Origin of the sequence: Parabacteroides chongii, from assembly GCF_029581355.1 — a bacterium.
GTDB classification, from domain to species: Bacteria; Bacteroidota; Bacteroidia; order Bacteroidales; family Tannerellaceae; genus Parabacteroides; species Parabacteroides chongii.
Window position 1 is genome coordinate 1 of sequence record NZ_CP120851.1, and the last position, 17,832, is coordinate 17,832.

Genomic DNA, 17,832 nt, shown 5'->3' on the forward strand with positions numbered 1-17,832 from the left:
CTCGTCCAAATACATCGGATCATCAAGAATACCACATTTCAACAGCCGTTGGATCAGGCTGTAGTTGAAGTCAAGGCCAACCACCCAACTTGTTTGGCTTTTCCGGGAAACTATCCACTATTTCATATTCGGGGAAGACCAAGCCTTCTGCCATAGCTTGCTGTCTAAGCCGTATACCGTCCATAAAACCTTATTTTTGTGTTTAAGAGATTCTATCTCGTCAATAATAGTCTGTTCTAAAATGGATTATCTTTATATGTAGAAATGAATGATACGTACGTGGATCCTTGTTTAGCTCACACAGCCAATGTTCGTCTGAGAATGACGGATTGTAGTCTATAATAGAAAAATTAGTGGTACGCATGATGAGCTGCTGCCATTCCAAAATGATATTTCATTTCCTTCGTTACAATACAGGATATTTCTCTTACGCCCTCTTATCTTCTGTTCGTCGTCGGTGAGAAGAATTCAATAAAGACTCATTAGGCAAAGTATATACCATTTCTGACTTGTTCATACACCGCCCATCCCACAATTTAAACTTATCCATCATTATCTCCTTGAAGTCTCTAAATACAGAACCTTTGAGTGCCGGCAACGTCTTGCGGACAATAGCAAAAGAACATTTAGGATGCTGGATAACATAAGCCAGCAGGAAGATAAGTATGTTATAGGTCTTACTGCTTCGTGATGATCCTTGAGCGAGACAATCTTATATCCGGCATCAAGAGCACCTTGCACTTTGGAGTATATTTTAGTCGTCTGTATCTTCATCTATTTGACTCCGTTTATCTATCACTTCGATTTTGATATCCTGACCTATGGGATTACCATTGCTGGTTATATCCTTTTTTCCGGAGCATCAGCCCATCATCTTTGACAGACGGTCTAAAGCGTCTATCTTCGAGTACATTTTAACTTGAATCCTTTATCTGTACTTTTGACCGACTGAATAGCCAATTGAAACGAAACCGTCTATAAGCCTCAGACGCGTTTCCACATTCGAGGTAATAATTACAAAAGTTTTCTTGTTTTATAGTTAGAGGCATACCCTTGAGTTATAGTTTTACTCAAAGGTATTAATGCGTATCGAGGTGAGTAAATTGGATGATAGATAAAACACGACATTAGAGTGATTGTCGTGTTTTTATAATCTTTCAACTATTTCTTTATATATATATTCAATGTCCTGCTTAAATTCATCATATATTTGACAATGAAATACTAAGTTCTTCAAATTATCGGACACGGCTGATTTTCCATGCAATCCCCATACTTCCCCAACCTTTTCTCTTAATCCACTTTTCATTTTACCTCCAGCCAATGCCGAAGGAGAATATAACGAAAGGACAATATAGAGGAATTTTTTCTCTGAGTTACACTTTCCGGTCTAGGCGGGCAATCTCTTTTAGCGATAATTTCCGTGAACCACTTGTATAAAACAGGGATCATGTCTAAATCAGTCAACATTGGTTCTGTCAACTCTTTTTCTCTTTTCGACAGATGAGCTATTTGCTCTCTTATCGATCTTATCTCTGCAATATCTTTAAACATACATAATTCTTAATTAAATTAATAATGAATTATGTAATATGAATTATAAGTAATGGCTTTGCTAATATCTAATAGCACAAATGTACTATAAATATTGATATAAAGAAAGGAATAATGAATTTAGGTGATTATATACATAATTGTCTATCTTTGCCCTATCAGTTCTTCCATTTTTAGGATACAATTTTGATTTTTGCGTGTAGTTTTGAGTGCAAAACAAAATAAGCGCTGTAAATCAAATGATTACAACGCTTATTGTGGAGCTGGAGAGATCAGAATCTTTATGATCACCAATAATCATACATAGTCACCAGCACTCAATATTAAAGAGTTAAATAAATCTATATAGTCACATATAATCACAGATACTCATATGTAATCATATTTTTGCGTGTAAATTTGCAGCGTTACACGCAAATCTTATAATATCATGATAAAAAGGAGTATTACATTCGAATTAGAAAAAAAGGAAAAGGACGGAGTCCTGATAGTAAAGAATGTCCCCATCCGATGCTGTGTCACTTTTAACAGACAAAGGATCATTATGTCAACTGGTCACCGAATTGATGCATCTAAGTTTATCATATTCAGAGAGTTTGAGATAGCCGGCCGAAATGCCCACGGTTGAACAAATTAAAGACAAATATAAAATAGCATCCGGAAAAGTTAAAATAGAAACACCGGAAAAGGTCAGTTTCTTTGATCGATACAAAGAATTTATAGATACAACCGGGAGACAGAATGCATGGAGCACCAGTTCTTATTATAAGCATAACTCTGTCAAACACCTGCTGGAACAATATAACCCCCACTTGACATTTGAAGAGTTAACGGACGAAGAGCTGCAAAATATCCTGGACTTTATGCGCGATAAAGAGGCATACGCAATACCACACTCAACAAATACCTCAGATTTATAAAACAGTTTTTGTTATGGGCGGATCTAAAAGGTTATCTGACTAATCAGTCCTATAAACGGTATAAGCCCAAACTGAAGGGTGCTAATTTTGATTTAAAAAAAGTGATATATTTAGACTGGGAAGAGCTTATGAATTTATATATGATGGAAATATCAAATACGGACTAGCCCAAGTAAGAGACGTATTTTGCTTTTGCTGTTTTACGGGATTAAGATACTCGGATGTTTACAACTTAAAAAAACAGACATCAAAGATACCAAAATAGATATTGTAACCATAAAGGACGTTGATAATATAAACATTGAATTGAACAAATATAGCCGGGCAATACTGGATAAATATAAAGACTTAGATATTAAAAAGGGCAAGGCGCTCCCGGTTATTAGCAATCAAAATTATAATGACTACTTGAAAGAGCTAGGCCAGCTCGCTGAAATGAATGAAGAAATGACTGAAGTATGGTATGTTGGTAGTAAACGAATGGAACGTACAGTAAAAAAATGGGAGGTGCTGACTACCCATGTTGCAAGAAAGACCTTTGTCGTTAATGCACTCACACTCGGCATATCTCCCAGGTAATTATGAGGTGGACCGGGCATAATGACATAAAAGCGATGAAGCCCTACACTAAGATTGTCGACAAATTAAAAGAACAGGAAATGAAGAAGTTTGACGAGATGTGATCGTAATAGAAAAAAAAGCCGGATGTTACTCCGGCTTTTTATTTGATGGATTATGTTTGTCTACTTCTTCTACAAGAATGTTATGTTCTGAAAAATATTTATCTCTCGCAAGGACAGCTATAACTTTCATATAAGGAACGATATTCACGCCCGTATTATAAGCGTCTATTTTTATTTTGTCAATTTCGTCTGATTGTAAAAATTTTTCAGGATAAACAACAGCTTGCTGAATTAAAAATTCCTGTATATCATATGGATTTTTAGAGCTTGCGTTATCTTCTATAAACGAATTGATACGTTCCCAATTCCTTTCAAACATCTTGTCCACCTCTAATCTTTCTATCATATTTCTGCCAGCAATAGTTATAGATAGGGGGCTATGAGATTTTGTGTAAGGATCAATTATAAACTTATTATCTTTTTGTATAGACTGAGCAAGTGAATCTATACTTTTTTGCATAAATTGAAGCGATGTCTCTATACGAGTTATAGCTTTGGACGTTTCATTATGCTTTTCTGAATGCAGTGTTATTTTTTCTTTGTTCTCTTGGCAAGGCAAATTCTCCATGCTTTTGACTCTTTCGTATATTCCTCTACACCACCAAACAAGAAATATCAAGCATCCAACGGAAGGACGCCTATAAAGAACGCCAAGCCTAAATGCTCTATTATTATATCTATAAACTTGTCTTCCATAATATTTCTTGTCTATAATAAAACAGCCTATAAAACAAAAAAGTTCTACAAGCTGTCAAATATCTATATAACGAAGCCTCTATCAGGGCTGTTTACCTGACGAGCCGCTTTAATATCCTTTCACGATGCAAAAGTCGTTCTTCTGTTTGAGATTTGCAAGAACTTTAACATTATATCCTCATGTTTTATGGCATATTAGGTTTCCATATAAGCAATATATGGAAATGCAAGCTTATGTTGTCCATTATTGTTATCTTTGCGGCTCAAAGAAGACATACAATGAATGAAGAATTAAAAAGGTTAATAGCCTGGTTTGAGGCTTATCAAGTAACATTCAACGAACTAACATTAAGCGAGTACGAGCATATATTCGACTTGCGCACTTATATCGAAGTGTACGTAAACTCAGTCAAGAGGAACTATGATAACCCTACGTTTTCAAGCGACATAGACAAGCTTAAGAGGCTAAAGAAGGTGCTGGAGGAAAGGGATAATTTGATAAAAATATAAATGCTATATTTCATGCCCATCAAACAAAAAGCCCTGCAGCCCTGGCTCTTGCTCTCCTTGTCTACCTCTACCTTTTTCCCGAACAACTCAGAATGGCTTCCAATCCTTACAATCTCCACTATGTCCGACACTGCGTCTATCAAATCAGAAGAAAGTCGTTCCCGACATGGCACTCCATGCAATTCTTGTAATTACCTATGAGCTCATGGGGCTTGTACTTGCTTGGAATGGGTTCCCCTCTCTCCAGCTTGTTCAAGACATTAAACAAGGCTTCCATCAGCTTGATGTTGCTGCGGTACTTCTTCAAGTCTTTCTTTGCCTTCGTACTGTAATGGATTGTTTTCATTCTATCTCGTTCAATGATTTCATGAAGGCTTTAAAGCTGCTTGCGTCTATCGTCCCGGCAAATTTGCCCGAACGAGCCTCTTCTATCGCCGCTATCGTTTCCTCATTTGGCTCAGAGTATACAGCGTCCATCAAGGTACTCTCTACGAAATTATTCAAGCTCCTGTTTGCTTTCTTGGCTTGTTCCTGCAAGACCTGTAACAAGTCTTCACGCAAACGAAACGAAGTTTGTTTTCTTATTACTGCGTCCATATTACTTCTGTATTATATTGTATCACAAAAGTAATGCATTGTATGCTGAAAACAAACTTTTTTGCTTTTTTTCTTTCTAGTTCAGAAACCTGCGGAGTACGGGCACAAAAAAGCCCGGCTTCCCGGGCTCTTGCTACATCTGATAGGTTGCTTCGTAGGTTTTGCCATCGCAGGTGTATTTCCAAACGAAAAGAGGCTTGTATATTCGGCTAAACTCTAAATTGTATAAAAGAGGCTTTTTATACTCAACAAATCCACAGTCTTTGTCTTGATATACAACTTTATTCGTCCTTGTGTCATACATTGTAAACTCAGAAACTTCTACGACTTTATTGCTGTTATTGTAGAATGCAGCTGTGACATCTCCCGTTGTATATCCATTGATAGAGGTTGAAGACCCGTATACGCTTGCTCTAATCAAATCCTCTATTGGTCTTTCAATAACTGTAACCTTGCATTCTGCTTTTAGGTTATTGTCAGAAGACACAACCCATATACTACATGTTCCAGGGTTGAACGTTTCTATATTTCCTTCTTGATCAACAGTGGCAATAGCTTCATTGGAAGACGACCATACAACATCTTTATTTGATGCATTCTCAGGCTTAAAGATAGGGATAAGAGTAAATTTTTCTCCCTGTTTTACCCTTTTCTCTTTCTCACTGAGAAATAGTTCTTCCAATTTAATTGGTAACACTATTATTTTACAGGAAGCATAGATGGATGAATTACTTTTAGCTGACACTTTTATTGTAACTTCTCCTTCTTTTAAAGCTGTAATAGATGCTTTTTTATCGAATATATCATCTTTTTTTATAGCTGCTATTTGAGGATTGCTAGATTCCCACACAATCTCGTCATCAGTTGCATAATCGGGAATCAATTTTGCAGTAAGCGAAATAGCGTCTCCTATTTTTAATGTTGATTCTGTGTGATTAAGTTCTATTGATTGAGCTTGTCCAGCTTCTACCGTCACAAGACATTCTGATTTAATATATTCTCCTGTTCCTTTCCACGAATCTTTAACTTCTACAAGAACCAATACATTCCCTGGTTTTAATGCTGTAAATTTCCCATTATTGTCAATTTTGCCAACACCTTTATTAGAACCGAGATACCATTCATATTCGAACTGGGACATCTCCCGGTGTCGTAGATACTTTAAAAGTATACTCTTCCCCAACTTTCAAAGTAAGTTTTGTTTTGTCTAGTTTAATAGCGGTAAGCCTTACCTCTTCTTCTTCATTTTTTGCAGGGCAAACAATGACCATAATCATTATGGTCAACAAGAATCTAGTCATATCAATATAATTAATAGGTTAATATGACGCAAAATTAGATAAAACGATACCTAGCCCAAGCTATTCAACAAATTTTCTATATCTGAACGTGATTTTATTTCATAAATAGTTCCTTTTGCCTTAATGAAGCCGGAAATTTCGCTTTCTCCGGGGGATTCGGTGAACAGTTCCCATACTTCAACATTTAATAAATTTGCAATTTCTTGCAGTCGCTTCAAAGAAGGATTACCACTTTCTCCAATGGCTTTATACAATCCGACTTCTGTCATACCTAATTCTGTTGCCAAATCCCTTCCGGTTCGACCTTGCATCTTCAATATTTCCTTAACTCTCAGTTTATACATAATATTAAACCAGTAATACATAATTCATATGATAATTGATAGATTAAAATGGGCTAACAGTTAAATAGTCCTTTTATTGCTAAATGCCCACAACACAAGTAAACTTACTTTATATTAAAATACAGTTTATTGTGTATGTGATAGTGTCTAGTTAACAAATTTCAATTTATTGTCATCTAGCCTATTAGATAGTATTTAACTATTTAGGTATTGAAAACAAGTAGCTTGAAGCAATAAAAGGTCTCATAATCAAACAATTCTGAAGTTGATTTTATGCTTAGAACTGGATAACAAAATAAGAGAGGCTATTGTTCTATTTATGCCTCAATAGTATTAATAGATTGGCGTATAAAAAACACACCGGAGTGTCATTATTGCTATCCTTTATCATAAAACAACAAAAAGAAGAAAATTATGGACCGAATAGAAGTGGATCTACGCCTAGCCACCTGATGGCGGGCTAATACCAATTAAATACCGGCTGAAACCAGCCAACCGGAGGTGCGTTAAAATTCCGCACAGCCATTATTATGCGATTTTTATAACTATAATTTATTTTACACATGAAATCAAAGATTGAAGAAATAGAAGGTATAGAGTGTTCTTATACAGTATTTACTGTTCTCGCGACAGTATGGACAACGGACTTAGAACCAGTTTTGAAAGAGGCGACAGGATATTTACGGTTCCTGTTTCTATAGACGAATTAAAGGAAGACCATAGGGATTTTGGCTTCTTAAAACAGACTGCAGCGTTTTATTTAAACAGATAACAGGCTACGACAAGGATAGTGATACATTCATCTTCCATTCTTTGAACCCTTTGTTTAAAGATATCTTAGTGGATGCAGGGAAGATAGAAAAAGCCTACAGGGTTGTTAGAAAGAAGGAAGATCGGTCACATATTCATCATTCGAAGATGTGTGATTGAAGAATTAAAGTAGGATCATCTTTGCGACCTTCAGTCATTCAGTCCGAAGGTCACAAAGTCCCCTGTATTAATACTCTACCGGTTTAGGGTTCTTTTTTATCACATAATAAAGCTTTTGAATTTCGTCAATAGACAATTCAAAGTCACTGTATTCCGGAGACGGGTTAAGAGAATGAAGAGTTATAACCCCTCGCTCCATGTCTTGACTGACTATCTGCTTGATCAAAACAGATGATCCGAATGCTATCACCCAGTATGGATGATCCGTATATCTAAGCTTGTCCTTCCAGTATATCCTGTTTAGTTCACGGACTAAAAGCCTGTCGCCGGCTTCAAAGCTTTGCCTGGTCCCGTCATCCATACTATCATTCTTCACCTCGAAGGATAAATAATTACCATGTGCGATCTGAGATACTTCGAACGATTCTTCCTCCCAGTCATCCCTATCCTGTTCAGTGTATCATGCACATTTGCAAACCTTCCATATGCGCAATAAGGCACAAGCTTAACAGTCATCCGGTACTTTCCATTACCCAAATCATAAAACTTGGCTCCGCTAGTCGTTTCGGTGAAAAATACGCCTTCTTTTTGACGGGGATAATGAAGCATCTATTACAGGGGAATCTTCATTCAGCATATTACCCTCTCCCGTCAGAAGCCAATCCAAATTAAATAATCCATCAAAAGCCCTACAGAAACGAGATAAAAAATCATCGTTTAAATATCCTCCCCTATCTTTCAATGCATTACTTATAGTAACCCTGTTGGCGTTCATAGTTTTGCCAAATCGGTTTGAGTATGGATTTTACCTATGCTCCTCAAATATTGATAAGCATCATTAAGTCTTTCTACTTTTCCCATATTACTAAATAACATACATGTAATTAGAATATACTACATTAATTTAGTATATTTACACCGGAATCAAGTTGCGGATGATACCGACTAAATTGTTTAACTGTTCCCGTAAGGGACTATATAGGCGACTTAACTTCAAACCGCAACTTTGGAGTTGGTCGTCTTTACATGCTATGAAAGAGCTGGTTAAATACATTGAAACGTTACCCATTAAAGAATTTGTATATACGATTGGTATATTATACATTATTGTATTTGTTATAGCTATCGTATTTGCAATCACTTTGTTTTGTCAACTTCTGAAATCCCATAATCGGGATTCTTGGTGGAAAAATTAGGCTTCATTCTTGGCAAAGAAACTGCTATAGAGAATTTTATTCTACTTTCTGCGCCTTTTATACTTTCCTTATTACCTGAAACTATTTCGATCCCCAACTTCCCTGTACCCTTTTTAGTATGTGTTACACATACATCAAACTGTACCGGCTGAACAACAGACACTGCCCCATCTCCCATATCTAATATATGCCTTGGAGATGTAAGAACCCTAAATTGATTAGGATTTATACAAGCCTCATTTTCAGCCGCAAAACCTGAGCATCCTTAACCCCGGCAATTATCTCCTTTAATATTTCACTAACAAATTCTTTTTAGATCCATGATACTATATAATGTACGCGAAACCTCTCAAAAGTTAAACAATGTTTATATACTAACTTTTTGTTGTATACAATTTTGATACTACACAAATGTAGTATATATTTGCAATGTCAGAACGATACAAAGGTACGCAACTTTAGTGGTTGAAACAATAGCATAAAAGTATCATTCTTTCCTAAACTGGTGGTTAGTAACCAGTCAACGCTTGAAATCGCAGTTTTTCGTATCCAACAACGACAAAGTGGCGCATACCTGCAATATAGCAGACGCGATACATACTCGTGAAAAGCAGATTCGTGACATGTCCGATGAGTGCAGCGGGGCTAAATTAGGAAAAATACAATCGGTTCCTGGCTGTGTAGGCGAAAGTTTGTACACAACCAGGGACTTTATATAGGCTGTGTGGTGAAAAGGTAGACACATTACTCTATGATAGGACGATCAATCATTAGAGGTAAGAGCTTGATAACTCATCCTGGTTCGACCCCAGGCACAGCCACATTTACAATAACACTTAAAATGAATATGGAAAAAGTAATTGAATTTACAGACGAAGTTAAAACCGTTGAACTGTTTAATCAAATGAAAGTCGGAGTAATATACAGAACTCCTTTTGCTGAAAACAGGTTTAACGGCATTAAATCAGAAGCTTCAAGAAGGAATAAAGAGGCTAGAATCGCCGGAAAACTAAAATCCCAAATGGATTTGATGTACAGAATATCGACCATCCATCCTCGCGGATATATATCGATTATAAAGTTAAAATAGCATGGAACGCATATTTCCGGAACTCACAGTTGAATGTGAGCGAACAGCCATCATGTACTGCTCCGGTTTGGATAAAAAAGAAATTGCAGAAATCAAATGCAGGTCAACAAGTACCATTGTAAACCAGCTAAGAACTGCCTATGAGAAATTAAATATAATAAACGGCAGGCAACTTACTCTTATCCTGGCTGAACGCATTTCGGGGCTTCGCATCACATTTGACTTTTCATCGGCAACCAAATCGGTAATAGCCGGATGCTTGCTTATCTTACTAATTGTAGATCACAATATGGATATGAGGAGACAACGGTTAAGACGGTCAAGAGCGAACAACAACACAGAGATGGTTTGCAGGGTCCGATCAATGTCAAGAGGGAGAAATGTATTACTCATAACGTAAAAATATAATCAAATGGATATAGCCAATATGCCAGCAACGGAAGTAACAGCAGGTCAACTGGCTGACCTTATTATACAAAGGCTTTCAAGTAAAATTACAACTGAAACAAACGTAGGTTCTAAAATGGTTAGGGACTTGCTCCTTTAGCGGAAAGACTAGGAGTTAGTATGAGTACCATTGTAAGATTGAAACGGAAGGAAGTCTTTAAGGATTCTATAAAACAAAATGGGAAAATAATCCAGGTAGACTTGGATAAGGCAGTAGAAGACTACTATGACAAGACAAATAGGAAAGGAAGAAAATAACAACTATCCAGGATGATATTTCCATATGGGGGGATAGCTCAATAGGTTAGAGCGCATATGATTACATCATATGATTCACGGCGGTTCGAATCCGTCATCCTCCCCTTTGTGTAATATGAATTATAAGTTTATTAAGTTTTGTACTGCACCAGCCGAGAGGTCCGTGTATTATTTAATATCCGATTAAAATGAAGAATTAAGTATTCAACCCGTCTCGTCTGCGAAGATACAGGCGGGCAAATGGCTTAATGGCGAAATGGTAGACGCTAAAGATGTTCCGTTTATAGGCAGGTTGAGAGACTAGCGTACTTGTAAAATTAATCGCACTTAAAACTCCTGTCGTCCCGGTTCGATTCCGGGTTAAGCCACATATGGCATTTGCTTAAATACTATAGGTTAGGTATAGACCATTGCCCGCCGAGAGGTTCGCACGGTTATTTTATAAACAATAAAAATCAAATATATGAAAAAGGTATTTCTTGCAATCCTGCTATTTGCGGGTTTTATCCTCGTGATATCCGAGAGTGACACCTTTGTGCCCAACGTTTTAGGATTAATAATGTGCTGCATATCGGCATATAACCTTAAAGTCTTTAAGGCATGAGGATATTTATATAAGAGACCCCAGCGGAGATTACGACTACAGCGGATACGAAGAGACGGAAGATCCCGAAGATATTTATCAGAGGGATTGGGAAGCAAGTACTTTAAATTGGTAATACTTTAATTAAAATAATATGGATAAAAAAGAAATTTTGAACAGCGACTGGACTGTCCGTCGCTCTGCAGCCCGCAACCCAAACACGCCGGTTGAAACGCTTGTGGAACTGGCTAAGGACAGCGACTGGAATATCCGTCGCTATGCAGCCGACAACCCCAACATGCCGGTTGAAACGCTTGTGGAACTGGCTAAGGACAGCGACTGGGATGTCCGTGGCTATGCAGCCGGCAACCCCAACATGCCGGCTGAAACGCTTTAATGGAACTGGCTAAGGACAGCTGCTGTTATGTCCGTAGCTCTGCAGCCGACAACCCCAACATGCCGGTTGAAACGCTTGTGGAACTGGCTAAGGACAGCTACTGGACTGTCCGTAGCTCTGCAGCCGGCAACCCCAACATGCCGGTTGAAACGCTTGTGGAACTCGTTAATGACAGCGACTGTGATGTCCGTAGCTCTGCAGCCGGCAATCTCAACACACCGAGATATACAGAAAAAAAATAACCATTTTATAGTTACAGATACACATGTGGATGTTTTTGTGGATCAAGATCCAGCTTCTTTCTCGGATTTACTCAATAGACAATATAACCTCAAATCCAGCCGAAAGAATAAAGATATTGAATGCGTTGACAATAAATTCGAAGAAGTATTTGGGAAGTAAATAGATCTTTTTCCTGAGGTGTAAATCATCCTCATATCGGCAACCGCGAGCCTTAGAAAGTAGTAGCCCTTGACGCTTGCACCTGGCCCGGTGGGATGAAGCACGGTAGGTAGGGGACGAATATAATCAATCAATTATTTATTAATTAATCAAAGCCGATGTAAAAGGACATCGTGAGGTGCGAACCCCTCTTTTAATGTTAATTTTATTATTGTTGACCGCCGGGAAAGACCGGCAACTGGGCGTATGGCTTAATGGTATAGCGTTTCCAAACGGAAAAGAAAGGGGTTCGATTCCCTGGCGTCCACAAACTAAATATAAATGATATGGAAAGATCAGAATCAATAAAAGAAATTGCTAATGCACTTTGTAAATTTCAGCAAGAAGTAGGCAAGATCAAAAAATCAGCAAACAACCCGTTTTTCAAGTCTAAATATGCTACATTATCTGACATATTAGATGTTATACAAAGCCTTTATCTAATAGCGGGCTATCTGTAATGCAGTTACCAGTTGGTGAAAACGAACTAGAAACTATAGTAATGCACATATCCGGAGAATTTATTTGCCAGCAAGTACACAATGAAACCCGTCAAAAAATGATCCCCAAGGCGTTGGATCGTGTATAACATATCAAAGGAGATATGCTTTAGGGGGCTGCATTAAGCTTAAATATTGACGAAGATGATGATGGCAACAAGGCGTCTCAAAACTCACCATCTAAACCAGCAAACTCTAATCAAAAGAAAGTTCTTACAAAGGAACACCTGAATAACAAAAGAATCGATGAATGCTATTTGCAAATGGATTTATAATAAATCAACAGAAGCAAAAGCAAACAAGCAGCGATTCTCTATAACTTTGATAGAACAAAATTACCAAGTAACACCTATAGAAATAAATACTATCAGTGAAATTGTATCAACAATATTTAATCAACAATAATCTAAAATGAGCAATATAGAGCTATTTAATTCTATACCTGTCAATAAGACAGAGCAGGAGAGTGTTTCGAACCAGTTGATCCTATCGGTATTGGATGGGGACGTAAACCCAATAGAAGCTACAGTAAAGCCAAAGGCATAATTGAAGCATTGACAAAATTTGTCAACGATGACCGGATCAAGGACTGTACAATGTCGGAAATTGAGAAAACGGTAAAAGAAACCTCTTGGAATGGAGCTAAACTTACAATAAAAGAAGTAGGCGTAAAATATGATTATACAGATTGCTCCGATCCTATATATAATGACTTAGTCCAGCAAAAACAGTTGCTGGATAAAAGATAAAAAGACAGAGAAGGATTTTTAAAATCTCTATCAGGAAGAACAACGATAGTAGATGATGAAACAGGAGAAGTATCACAATCATCCCCCTGTCAGAATGGCTAGTCAAGGATATTCAATAACATTTAAAAAATAATCAAATGAGCAAATCAATAAATCAAGTCCTCCTTGCCGGTAACGTCGGCAAAGATCCGGAAGTCAGGACGCTGGACGGAGGCGTTAAGGTTGCAACCTTTTCTCTTGCCACCTCCACCGGAGGGTATAAGAAACAAGATGGTACAGAAGTAGCTGAAAAAACTCAATGGCACAGTATTATTGCCTGGAGAGGTTTGGCTGAAATCGCAGAAAAGTACGTCCATAAAGGCGACAAAATCATTATCATGGGTACCCTGCAATACAGGGAATACGAGAAGGACGGTATTAAACGATATGTTACCGACATTTTAGCGTACGACCTAATGCTGTCGGGTAAAGGAGACAGTTCAAATTCTAAGTCTCCATTAACAGCGGAAGATGCACCTTCACAAGCGGATTTTCCACCAATTGGACCTGAAATAGATCAACTTCCTTTTGATGGAACTATACCTCCTTAATACAGCCAGCGGATTAAACCATGTTATGATTCTGACTATGACGAGAAAAAGAAACTCAAGTTAGGGCATACATACAAGGCTAGAATCACGCTGGCTCGTAATATAGACTTTCACCGCAAATACTTTCAGCTGATAAATACGGCATGGGCTTATCAAAATGAAGCTACGACAAGACATTTCAAAAAGACATAAATTGCTTTCGGAAGACAGTAGAAGTAGCAGCAGGTCATTGTGATACCGTATACAGCTTGGCACGAAAGGAATGGATAGACATTCCTAAGTCAATAGCTTTTGATAAAATGGACGAAGCGGAGTTTCAAAATTTATATGATCGAGTAAAAGACGTATTATTCTCTGTATTCTTACATAATATATCCGAATATGATTTTATGAATAATCTTTCTAATTTTTGATACAAATGAAAGAGAACCCACCTCCTCAGTATCTTCTGTCCTCTCTTCTTCGTCATGCAAGGATAGCTGCCGAGCATTTTGATGCTACAGGCAAAGAAGCCTAAGGTGGTGGATTCTGTAAGGTTGCTAAAGAAGGATTTAAAGAAATTGGAAAAGTATATTTCTAAATAAGTAATATATGGAAATATGAAAGTAGTACACGTTCATTTAATCTTTAAAAAGACCGATCATTATTTCGGTAGCATATCTGCCATATTCGATCATTTAAAAGAAGAGGATATAGGAATGACTAAAAAATCTCTTCTTCATTCTCTCTCTTCTGATATGATTGTTACAGGCAAAGCTATTATTAAACGTAGAGAAATATTAAGATGTAAATCAAAGTAATATTATGGATAAAATTAAAGGTTATAAAGGTTTCAACAAAAACCTACAATGCAGGGATTTCAATATGAAACAGGAAAAGAATACGAAGAAAAAGAAGCTATTAAAGCATGTTATAACGGATTTCATTTCTGTGAAAATCCATTTGATGTGTTTTCTTATTATCCACCATCCGATGGAAATGGGGAAAATAGATATTGCGAAGTAGAAGCTTCAGGTACTCTTGATAAAGAAGTTAACGGAGACAGCAAAGTTGCTTCATCAAAACTAAAAATAAAAGCTGAAATTGGTTTAAACGGAATTATTAAAGCAGGAATAGACTTTATTTTAGAAAAGATCGATTGGAGAAATAACGCATCGGAAAACACCGGTAACCGGTCAGCTGCAACGAACACCGGTAACTGGTCAGCTGCAACGAACACCGGTTACCAGTCAGCTGCAACGAACACCGGTGACCAGTCGCTGCAACGAACACCGGTTACCAGTCAGCCGCAACGAACACCGGTGACCAGTCAGCTGCAACGAACACCGGTGACCGGTCAGCTGCAACGAACACCGGTGACCGGTCAGCTGCAACGAACACCGGTGACCGGTCAGCTGCAACGAACACCGGTGACCGGTCAGCTGCAACGAACACCGGTGACCGGTCAGCTGCTATAGTACAAGGTAAAGAGTCTATAGCTATAGTTACAGGTTACAAATCTAAAGCTCAAGGCTGCATAGGCAATTGGCTTGTCCTAACAGAAAGAGGTGACTGGAATGGTGAGGGTTATCCAATTAAAGATGTTAAAACGGTAAAAGTTGATGGCAACATTATCAAAGAGAATACCTTCTATATGCTTATTAATGGCAAAATAGAAGAAGTAGAATAATTACAAACAAACCAAATCCGACATTAAAGGGTGCCGTGAGATGTGAGACCTCTGTTTGCCTTACTTTGGTAACCCTAGATATGAAGAAATGGTAAAAGAATATAGATATAAATAATTGCAAGATGAAAATAACAATCAACAAGCCAACAGAATTTGAAGCGATTTATTTAAAAGTAGATGCAGGTGTCAGATATTGGGATGATGCTGAAGTAAATGGAGTAAAAGATACTGTTTGTGATGAAACAAACAGTGCGCCAACAATGCCATGTACTGCATATGTGGAATGTAAACATAGCAAAGAACGGCAATGGCGTTGGCAACCTCTTATAGACATAGATAATGGAATAATAGTCAACTGGAAGCAAGGGACTACCGCTGTTATTCACTACAAGGTATGTGATGATTTTAAATGTGATATTCTCGATAGTAATAAAGATATTATTGCATCTTATGATGGTTATGTACCCGAGATTATGTGTCCTGCAGATGTAGGATACGGTGACTACATCATTATGAATATTGATGAATACGGGGTTATACTAGGATGGAGAAATGATTTGATTAATGAAATTATAGAACAAAATGAATAGTTACGAGTACATCCCTGACTGGAAGATATGGGGATAAAAAATAGTGTGTTTTTCATGGTATTAGTTTAAGTTAAGTTACCCTGCCGTCCGTGAGGATATGCAGGGTATTAGGGAACGAAAGGTGGTACCTGCATTAGATTGGTTCGATTCCGATCCGTCCCACATTTGATATTAGCATTATGGATTTTGGATACGACATACCGGATTTCGATCCGGATGATTACGACAATTATAATTATGATTAAAAAAGACAGAGTGATAGGCATTGACCCCGATTGTGACAAATCAGGAGTCACAGAACTGCATGTTAAGTCAAGGTGTTTAAACGTGACTAATCTTTCATTTCCTCTCCTTGTGGATTACTTAAAAACAATGAAGGAAGAATTTGTTGATCGACAAAAAGAATCGGTTATAGTAGTTGTTGAAGCTGGCTGGATGAATGAAAGTAACTGGCATGCTACACGCTCCTCTCCTGCCGCCGCCGCAAAGATCGGTCAGAATACCGGTCGCAACCATGAAGTAGCAAGAAAGATCGCTGAAATGGCCAGGCATATAGGACTGGAAGTTGACGAAATTAAACCTCTCCGTAAATGTTGGAAAGGTAAAGACGGAAAGATTACCCAGGATGAGCTATCGAAGATAGTAGGAGGACTTGACAGGCGACTGAACCAAGATGCAAGAGACTCTGCTATTTTAACATGGGTTTATGCTGGCTTCAACAAAATTATAGTATGGCAAAGAAAGAAATAATTCACGCAAGATGTCGTGACTGCATACACTCTAAATCCTTTCCTCCGGAATTGGAAATAACCTGCAAAGAGAAGAAATTTAACTTAGTAGCTAACTCTATAAGAATATGTTATTTATTTATAAGTAAGTCATGTCAAAGATGAAAACTTACCGGATACCGGAACAGGAAGGTGGAATACCTCCCGAACCGAATATCGAGCGCATCCCTGTAAAGATCAATAAAAAGACTACGATCCTTGTCAAAAAAGGATGCAATATAGAAGAACATGTTAATAGATTCAAATGAAAGTAAATATTAAGAAATTGCATAAAGATGCCGTTATGCCATCCTACGCGCATGATACAGATGCAGGACTTGATTTAACAGCTGTATCAAAGGAAATTGATAATTATGGGAATGTTGTATATGGTACCGGTTTGGCTATCGAAATACCACAAGGATATGTTGGACTTGTTTTCCCACGATCAAGCAACAGTAGAAAAATTTGATATTGACAAATTCTGTTGGAGTTATTGATAGCGGTTATCGTGGAGAGATAAAATTCAAATATAGAGTGACAACAACACGAACAAAATATACTAAATGGTGGCGCAATATCTTATTTTTATTCAAAAGTCCACAAGAAACAAAATTACTTATGAATAAAAATACTGATTATGTTTATGATGTTGATAACAGATATTGCTACTCCGTAGGCGACCGCATTGGTCAATTAATTATCATACCATATCCCAAGATTGAATTAGAAGAAGTTGAAGAGCTTTCAGAATCAGATAGGGGGACTGGTGGATATGGTAGTACTGGATATTGATCAAAAAATCGTTTTTTCTTTGGCGTTTTGAATTTGGGTTGTATCTTTTCCCAACTTTCGAAAAAGGAAAAGGAACTGGCAGACATTAAGCGTCTCCTGTCACGATTGTCTTACGAGATAGATTCTAAGCTAGGGATATATTAAATATCATTATAGTATGAATCGGGCGGCTAGTATACAATTGGTAGAGAACAACAAATGAATTTTGTCAATGAAAAGAACCTT

Annotated in this window: 24 protein-coding genes, 1 tRNA gene and 2 pseudogenes; 20 read left to right on the forward strand and 7 right to left on the reverse strand. The window is 37.5% G+C overall.

Annotation, left to right across the window (positions count from 1 at the left end):
* Positions 1-914 precede the first annotated feature (914 nt).
* The gene (locus tag P3L47_RS23530; protein ID WP_277783751.1) at positions 915-1,049 is read right to left on the reverse strand and encodes a terminase small subunit; all 135 of its coding nucleotides are present in this window, start codon (positions 1,047-1,049) and stop codon (positions 915-917) included.
* Between the two features lie 1,119 nt (positions 1,050-2,168).
* Here P3L47_RS23530 and P3L47_RS23535 point away from each other — a divergent pair.
* Both P3L47_RS23535 and P3L47_RS23540 read left to right on the forward strand, forming a co-directional pair.
* A complete protein-coding gene (locus P3L47_RS23535) occupies positions 2,169-2,474 on the forward strand; it encodes a phage integrase SAM-like domain-containing protein (RefSeq protein WP_277783752.1) in 306 nt (101 codons plus the stop codon).
* 186 nt (positions 2,475-2,660) lie between these two features.
* On the forward strand, positions 2,661-3,053 hold the full coding sequence (locus P3L47_RS23540) for a site-specific integrase (protein WP_277783753.1): 393 nt from the start codon (positions 2,661-2,663) through the stop codon (positions 3,051-3,053).
* A 129-nt stretch (positions 3,054-3,182) separates the two neighbouring features.
* Here the strand turns inward: P3L47_RS23540 and P3L47_RS23545 are convergent, their stop codons facing one another.
* A complete protein-coding gene (locus P3L47_RS23545) occupies positions 3,183-3,725 on the reverse strand; it encodes a hypothetical protein (protein ID WP_277783754.1) in 543 nt (180 codons plus the stop codon).
* Between the two features lie 407 nt (positions 3,726-4,132).
* On the opposite strand from P3L47_RS23545, the gene P3L47_RS23550 reads away from it, so the two are divergent.
* Positions 4,133-4,363 (forward strand): DUF6965 family protein, encoded by a 231-nt coding sequence (locus P3L47_RS23550; RefSeq protein WP_277782227.1) that lies wholly within the window; start codon positions 4,133-4,135, stop codon positions 4,361-4,363.
* Between the two features lie 139 nt (positions 4,364-4,502).
* Here the strand turns inward: P3L47_RS23550 and P3L47_RS23555 are convergent, their stop codons facing one another.
* The 5 genes and pseudogenes from P3L47_RS23555 to P3L47_RS23860 all read right to left on the reverse strand — a co-directional run.
* Positions 4,503-4,709, reverse strand: a complete 207-nt coding sequence (locus P3L47_RS23555; RefSeq protein ID WP_345799089.1) for a type II toxin-antitoxin system YafQ family toxin — start codon at positions 4,707-4,709, stop codon at positions 4,503-4,505.
* Positions 4,706-4,960, reverse strand: a complete 255-nt coding sequence (locus tag P3L47_RS23560) for a toxin-antitoxin system protein (RefSeq protein ID WP_277782228.1) — start codon at positions 4,958-4,960, stop codon at positions 4,706-4,708. The genes P3L47_RS23555 and P3L47_RS23560 overlap by 4 nt, the downstream gene beginning before the upstream one ends.
* A 133-nt stretch (positions 4,961-5,093) precedes the next feature.
* Positions 5,094-6,101, reverse strand: coding sequence for an Ig-like domain-containing protein (locus P3L47_RS23565; protein WP_277783755.1), 1,008 nt, complete (start codon positions 6,099-6,101; stop codon positions 5,094-5,096).
* A gap of 210 nt (positions 6,102-6,311) precedes the next feature.
* Positions 6,312-6,605: a helix-turn-helix domain-containing protein gene (locus P3L47_RS23570; RefSeq protein WP_277782322.1), complete on the reverse strand. Its 294-nt coding sequence runs from the start codon at positions 6,603-6,605 to the stop codon at positions 6,312-6,314.
* 997 nt (positions 6,606-7,602) lie between these two features.
* A pseudogene (locus tag P3L47_RS23860) lies at positions 7,603-7,944 on the reverse strand (S24 family peptidase); the annotation flags it as partial.
* A 1,634-nt stretch (positions 7,945-9,578) separates the two neighbouring features.
* Here P3L47_RS23860 and P3L47_RS23575 point away from each other — a divergent pair.
* From P3L47_RS23575 to P3L47_RS23640, 17 genes and pseudogenes are all read left to right on the forward strand, one after another.
* Positions 9,579-9,821 carry a hypothetical protein gene (locus P3L47_RS23575; RefSeq protein ID WP_277782236.1) on the forward strand — a complete coding sequence of 81 codons (243 nt, stop codon included), beginning with the start codon at positions 9,579-9,581 and terminating at the stop codon, positions 9,819-9,821.
* 733 nt (positions 9,822-10,554) lie between these two features.
* Positions 10,555-10,630, forward strand: a tRNA-Val gene (locus tag P3L47_RS23580).
* Positions 10,631-11,263: 633 nt separating this feature from the next.
* The gene (locus P3L47_RS23585) at positions 11,264-11,506 is read left to right on the forward strand and encodes a HEAT repeat domain-containing protein (protein ID WP_277783756.1); all 243 of its coding nucleotides are present in this window, start codon (positions 11,264-11,266) and stop codon (positions 11,504-11,506) included.
* Positions 11,506-11,748: a HEAT repeat domain-containing protein gene (locus P3L47_RS23590; RefSeq protein WP_277783757.1), complete on the forward strand. Its 243-nt coding sequence runs from the start codon at positions 11,506-11,508 to the stop codon at positions 11,746-11,748. Before P3L47_RS23585 ends, P3L47_RS23590 begins: the two co-directional genes overlap by 1 nt.
* 486 nt (positions 11,749-12,234) lie before the next feature.
* Complete coding sequence (locus tag P3L47_RS23595) at positions 12,235-12,408, forward strand: ERF family protein (RefSeq protein WP_277783758.1); 174 nt, start codon at positions 12,235-12,237, stop codon at positions 12,406-12,408.
* Positions 12,409-12,511: 103 nt separating this feature from the next.
* Positions 12,512-12,586: pseudogene (locus P3L47_RS23725) on the forward strand (hypothetical protein); the annotation flags it as partial.
* 272 nt (positions 12,587-12,858) lie between these two features.
* Positions 12,859-12,993, forward strand: coding sequence for a hypothetical protein (locus tag P3L47_RS23600; protein ID WP_277783759.1), 135 nt, complete (start codon positions 12,859-12,861; stop codon positions 12,991-12,993).
* Positions 12,994-13,333: 340 nt separating this feature from the next.
* Entirely contained in the window at positions 13,334-13,786 is a 453-nt protein-coding gene (locus tag P3L47_RS23605; protein WP_277782329.1) for a single-stranded DNA-binding protein, read from the forward strand.
* Positions 13,787-13,798: 12 nt separating this feature from the next.
* Complete coding sequence (locus P3L47_RS23870; RefSeq protein WP_427910585.1) at positions 13,799-13,978, forward strand: DUF1367 family protein; 180 nt, start codon at positions 13,799-13,801, stop codon at positions 13,976-13,978.
* Positions 13,975-14,199, forward strand: coding sequence for a DUF1367 family protein (locus tag P3L47_RS23875; RefSeq protein ID WP_427910581.1), 225 nt, complete (start codon positions 13,975-13,977; stop codon positions 14,197-14,199). Before P3L47_RS23870 ends, P3L47_RS23875 begins: the two co-directional genes overlap by 4 nt.
* Positions 14,200-14,385: 186 nt before the next feature.
* A complete protein-coding gene (locus P3L47_RS23610; protein ID WP_249390574.1) occupies positions 14,386-14,586 on the forward strand; it encodes a hypothetical protein in 201 nt (66 codons plus the stop codon).
* A 48-nt stretch (positions 14,587-14,634) separates the two neighbouring features.
* A complete protein-coding gene (locus tag P3L47_RS23615) occupies positions 14,635-15,243 on the forward strand; it encodes a DUF7666 domain-containing protein (RefSeq protein ID WP_277783760.1) in 609 nt (202 codons plus the stop codon).
* 334 nt (positions 15,244-15,577) lie between these two features.
* A complete protein-coding gene (locus P3L47_RS23620; RefSeq protein ID WP_277782245.1) occupies positions 15,578-16,045 on the forward strand; it encodes a hypothetical protein in 468 nt (155 codons plus the stop codon).
* Positions 16,046-16,282: 237 nt separating this feature from the next.
* Positions 16,283-16,795: a hypothetical protein gene (locus P3L47_RS23625; protein ID WP_277783761.1), complete on the forward strand. Its 513-nt coding sequence runs from the start codon at positions 16,283-16,285 to the stop codon at positions 16,793-16,795.
* 130 nt (positions 16,796-16,925) lie between these two features.
* Positions 16,926-17,081 (forward strand): hypothetical protein, encoded by a 156-nt coding sequence (locus tag P3L47_RS23630; protein ID WP_277783762.1) that lies wholly within the window; start codon positions 16,926-16,928, stop codon positions 17,079-17,081.
* On the forward strand, positions 17,078-17,284 hold the full coding sequence (locus tag P3L47_RS23635; protein WP_277783763.1) for a dCTP deaminase/dUTPase family protein: 207 nt from the start codon (positions 17,078-17,080) through the stop codon (positions 17,282-17,284). Before P3L47_RS23630 ends, P3L47_RS23635 begins: the two co-directional genes overlap by 4 nt.
* Positions 17,281-17,607 carry a hypothetical protein gene (locus P3L47_RS23640; RefSeq protein ID WP_277783764.1) on the forward strand — a complete coding sequence of 109 codons (327 nt, stop codon included), beginning with the start codon at positions 17,281-17,283 and terminating at the stop codon, positions 17,605-17,607. Before P3L47_RS23635 ends, P3L47_RS23640 begins: the two co-directional genes overlap by 4 nt.
* Positions 17,608-17,832 lie beyond the last annotated feature (225 nt).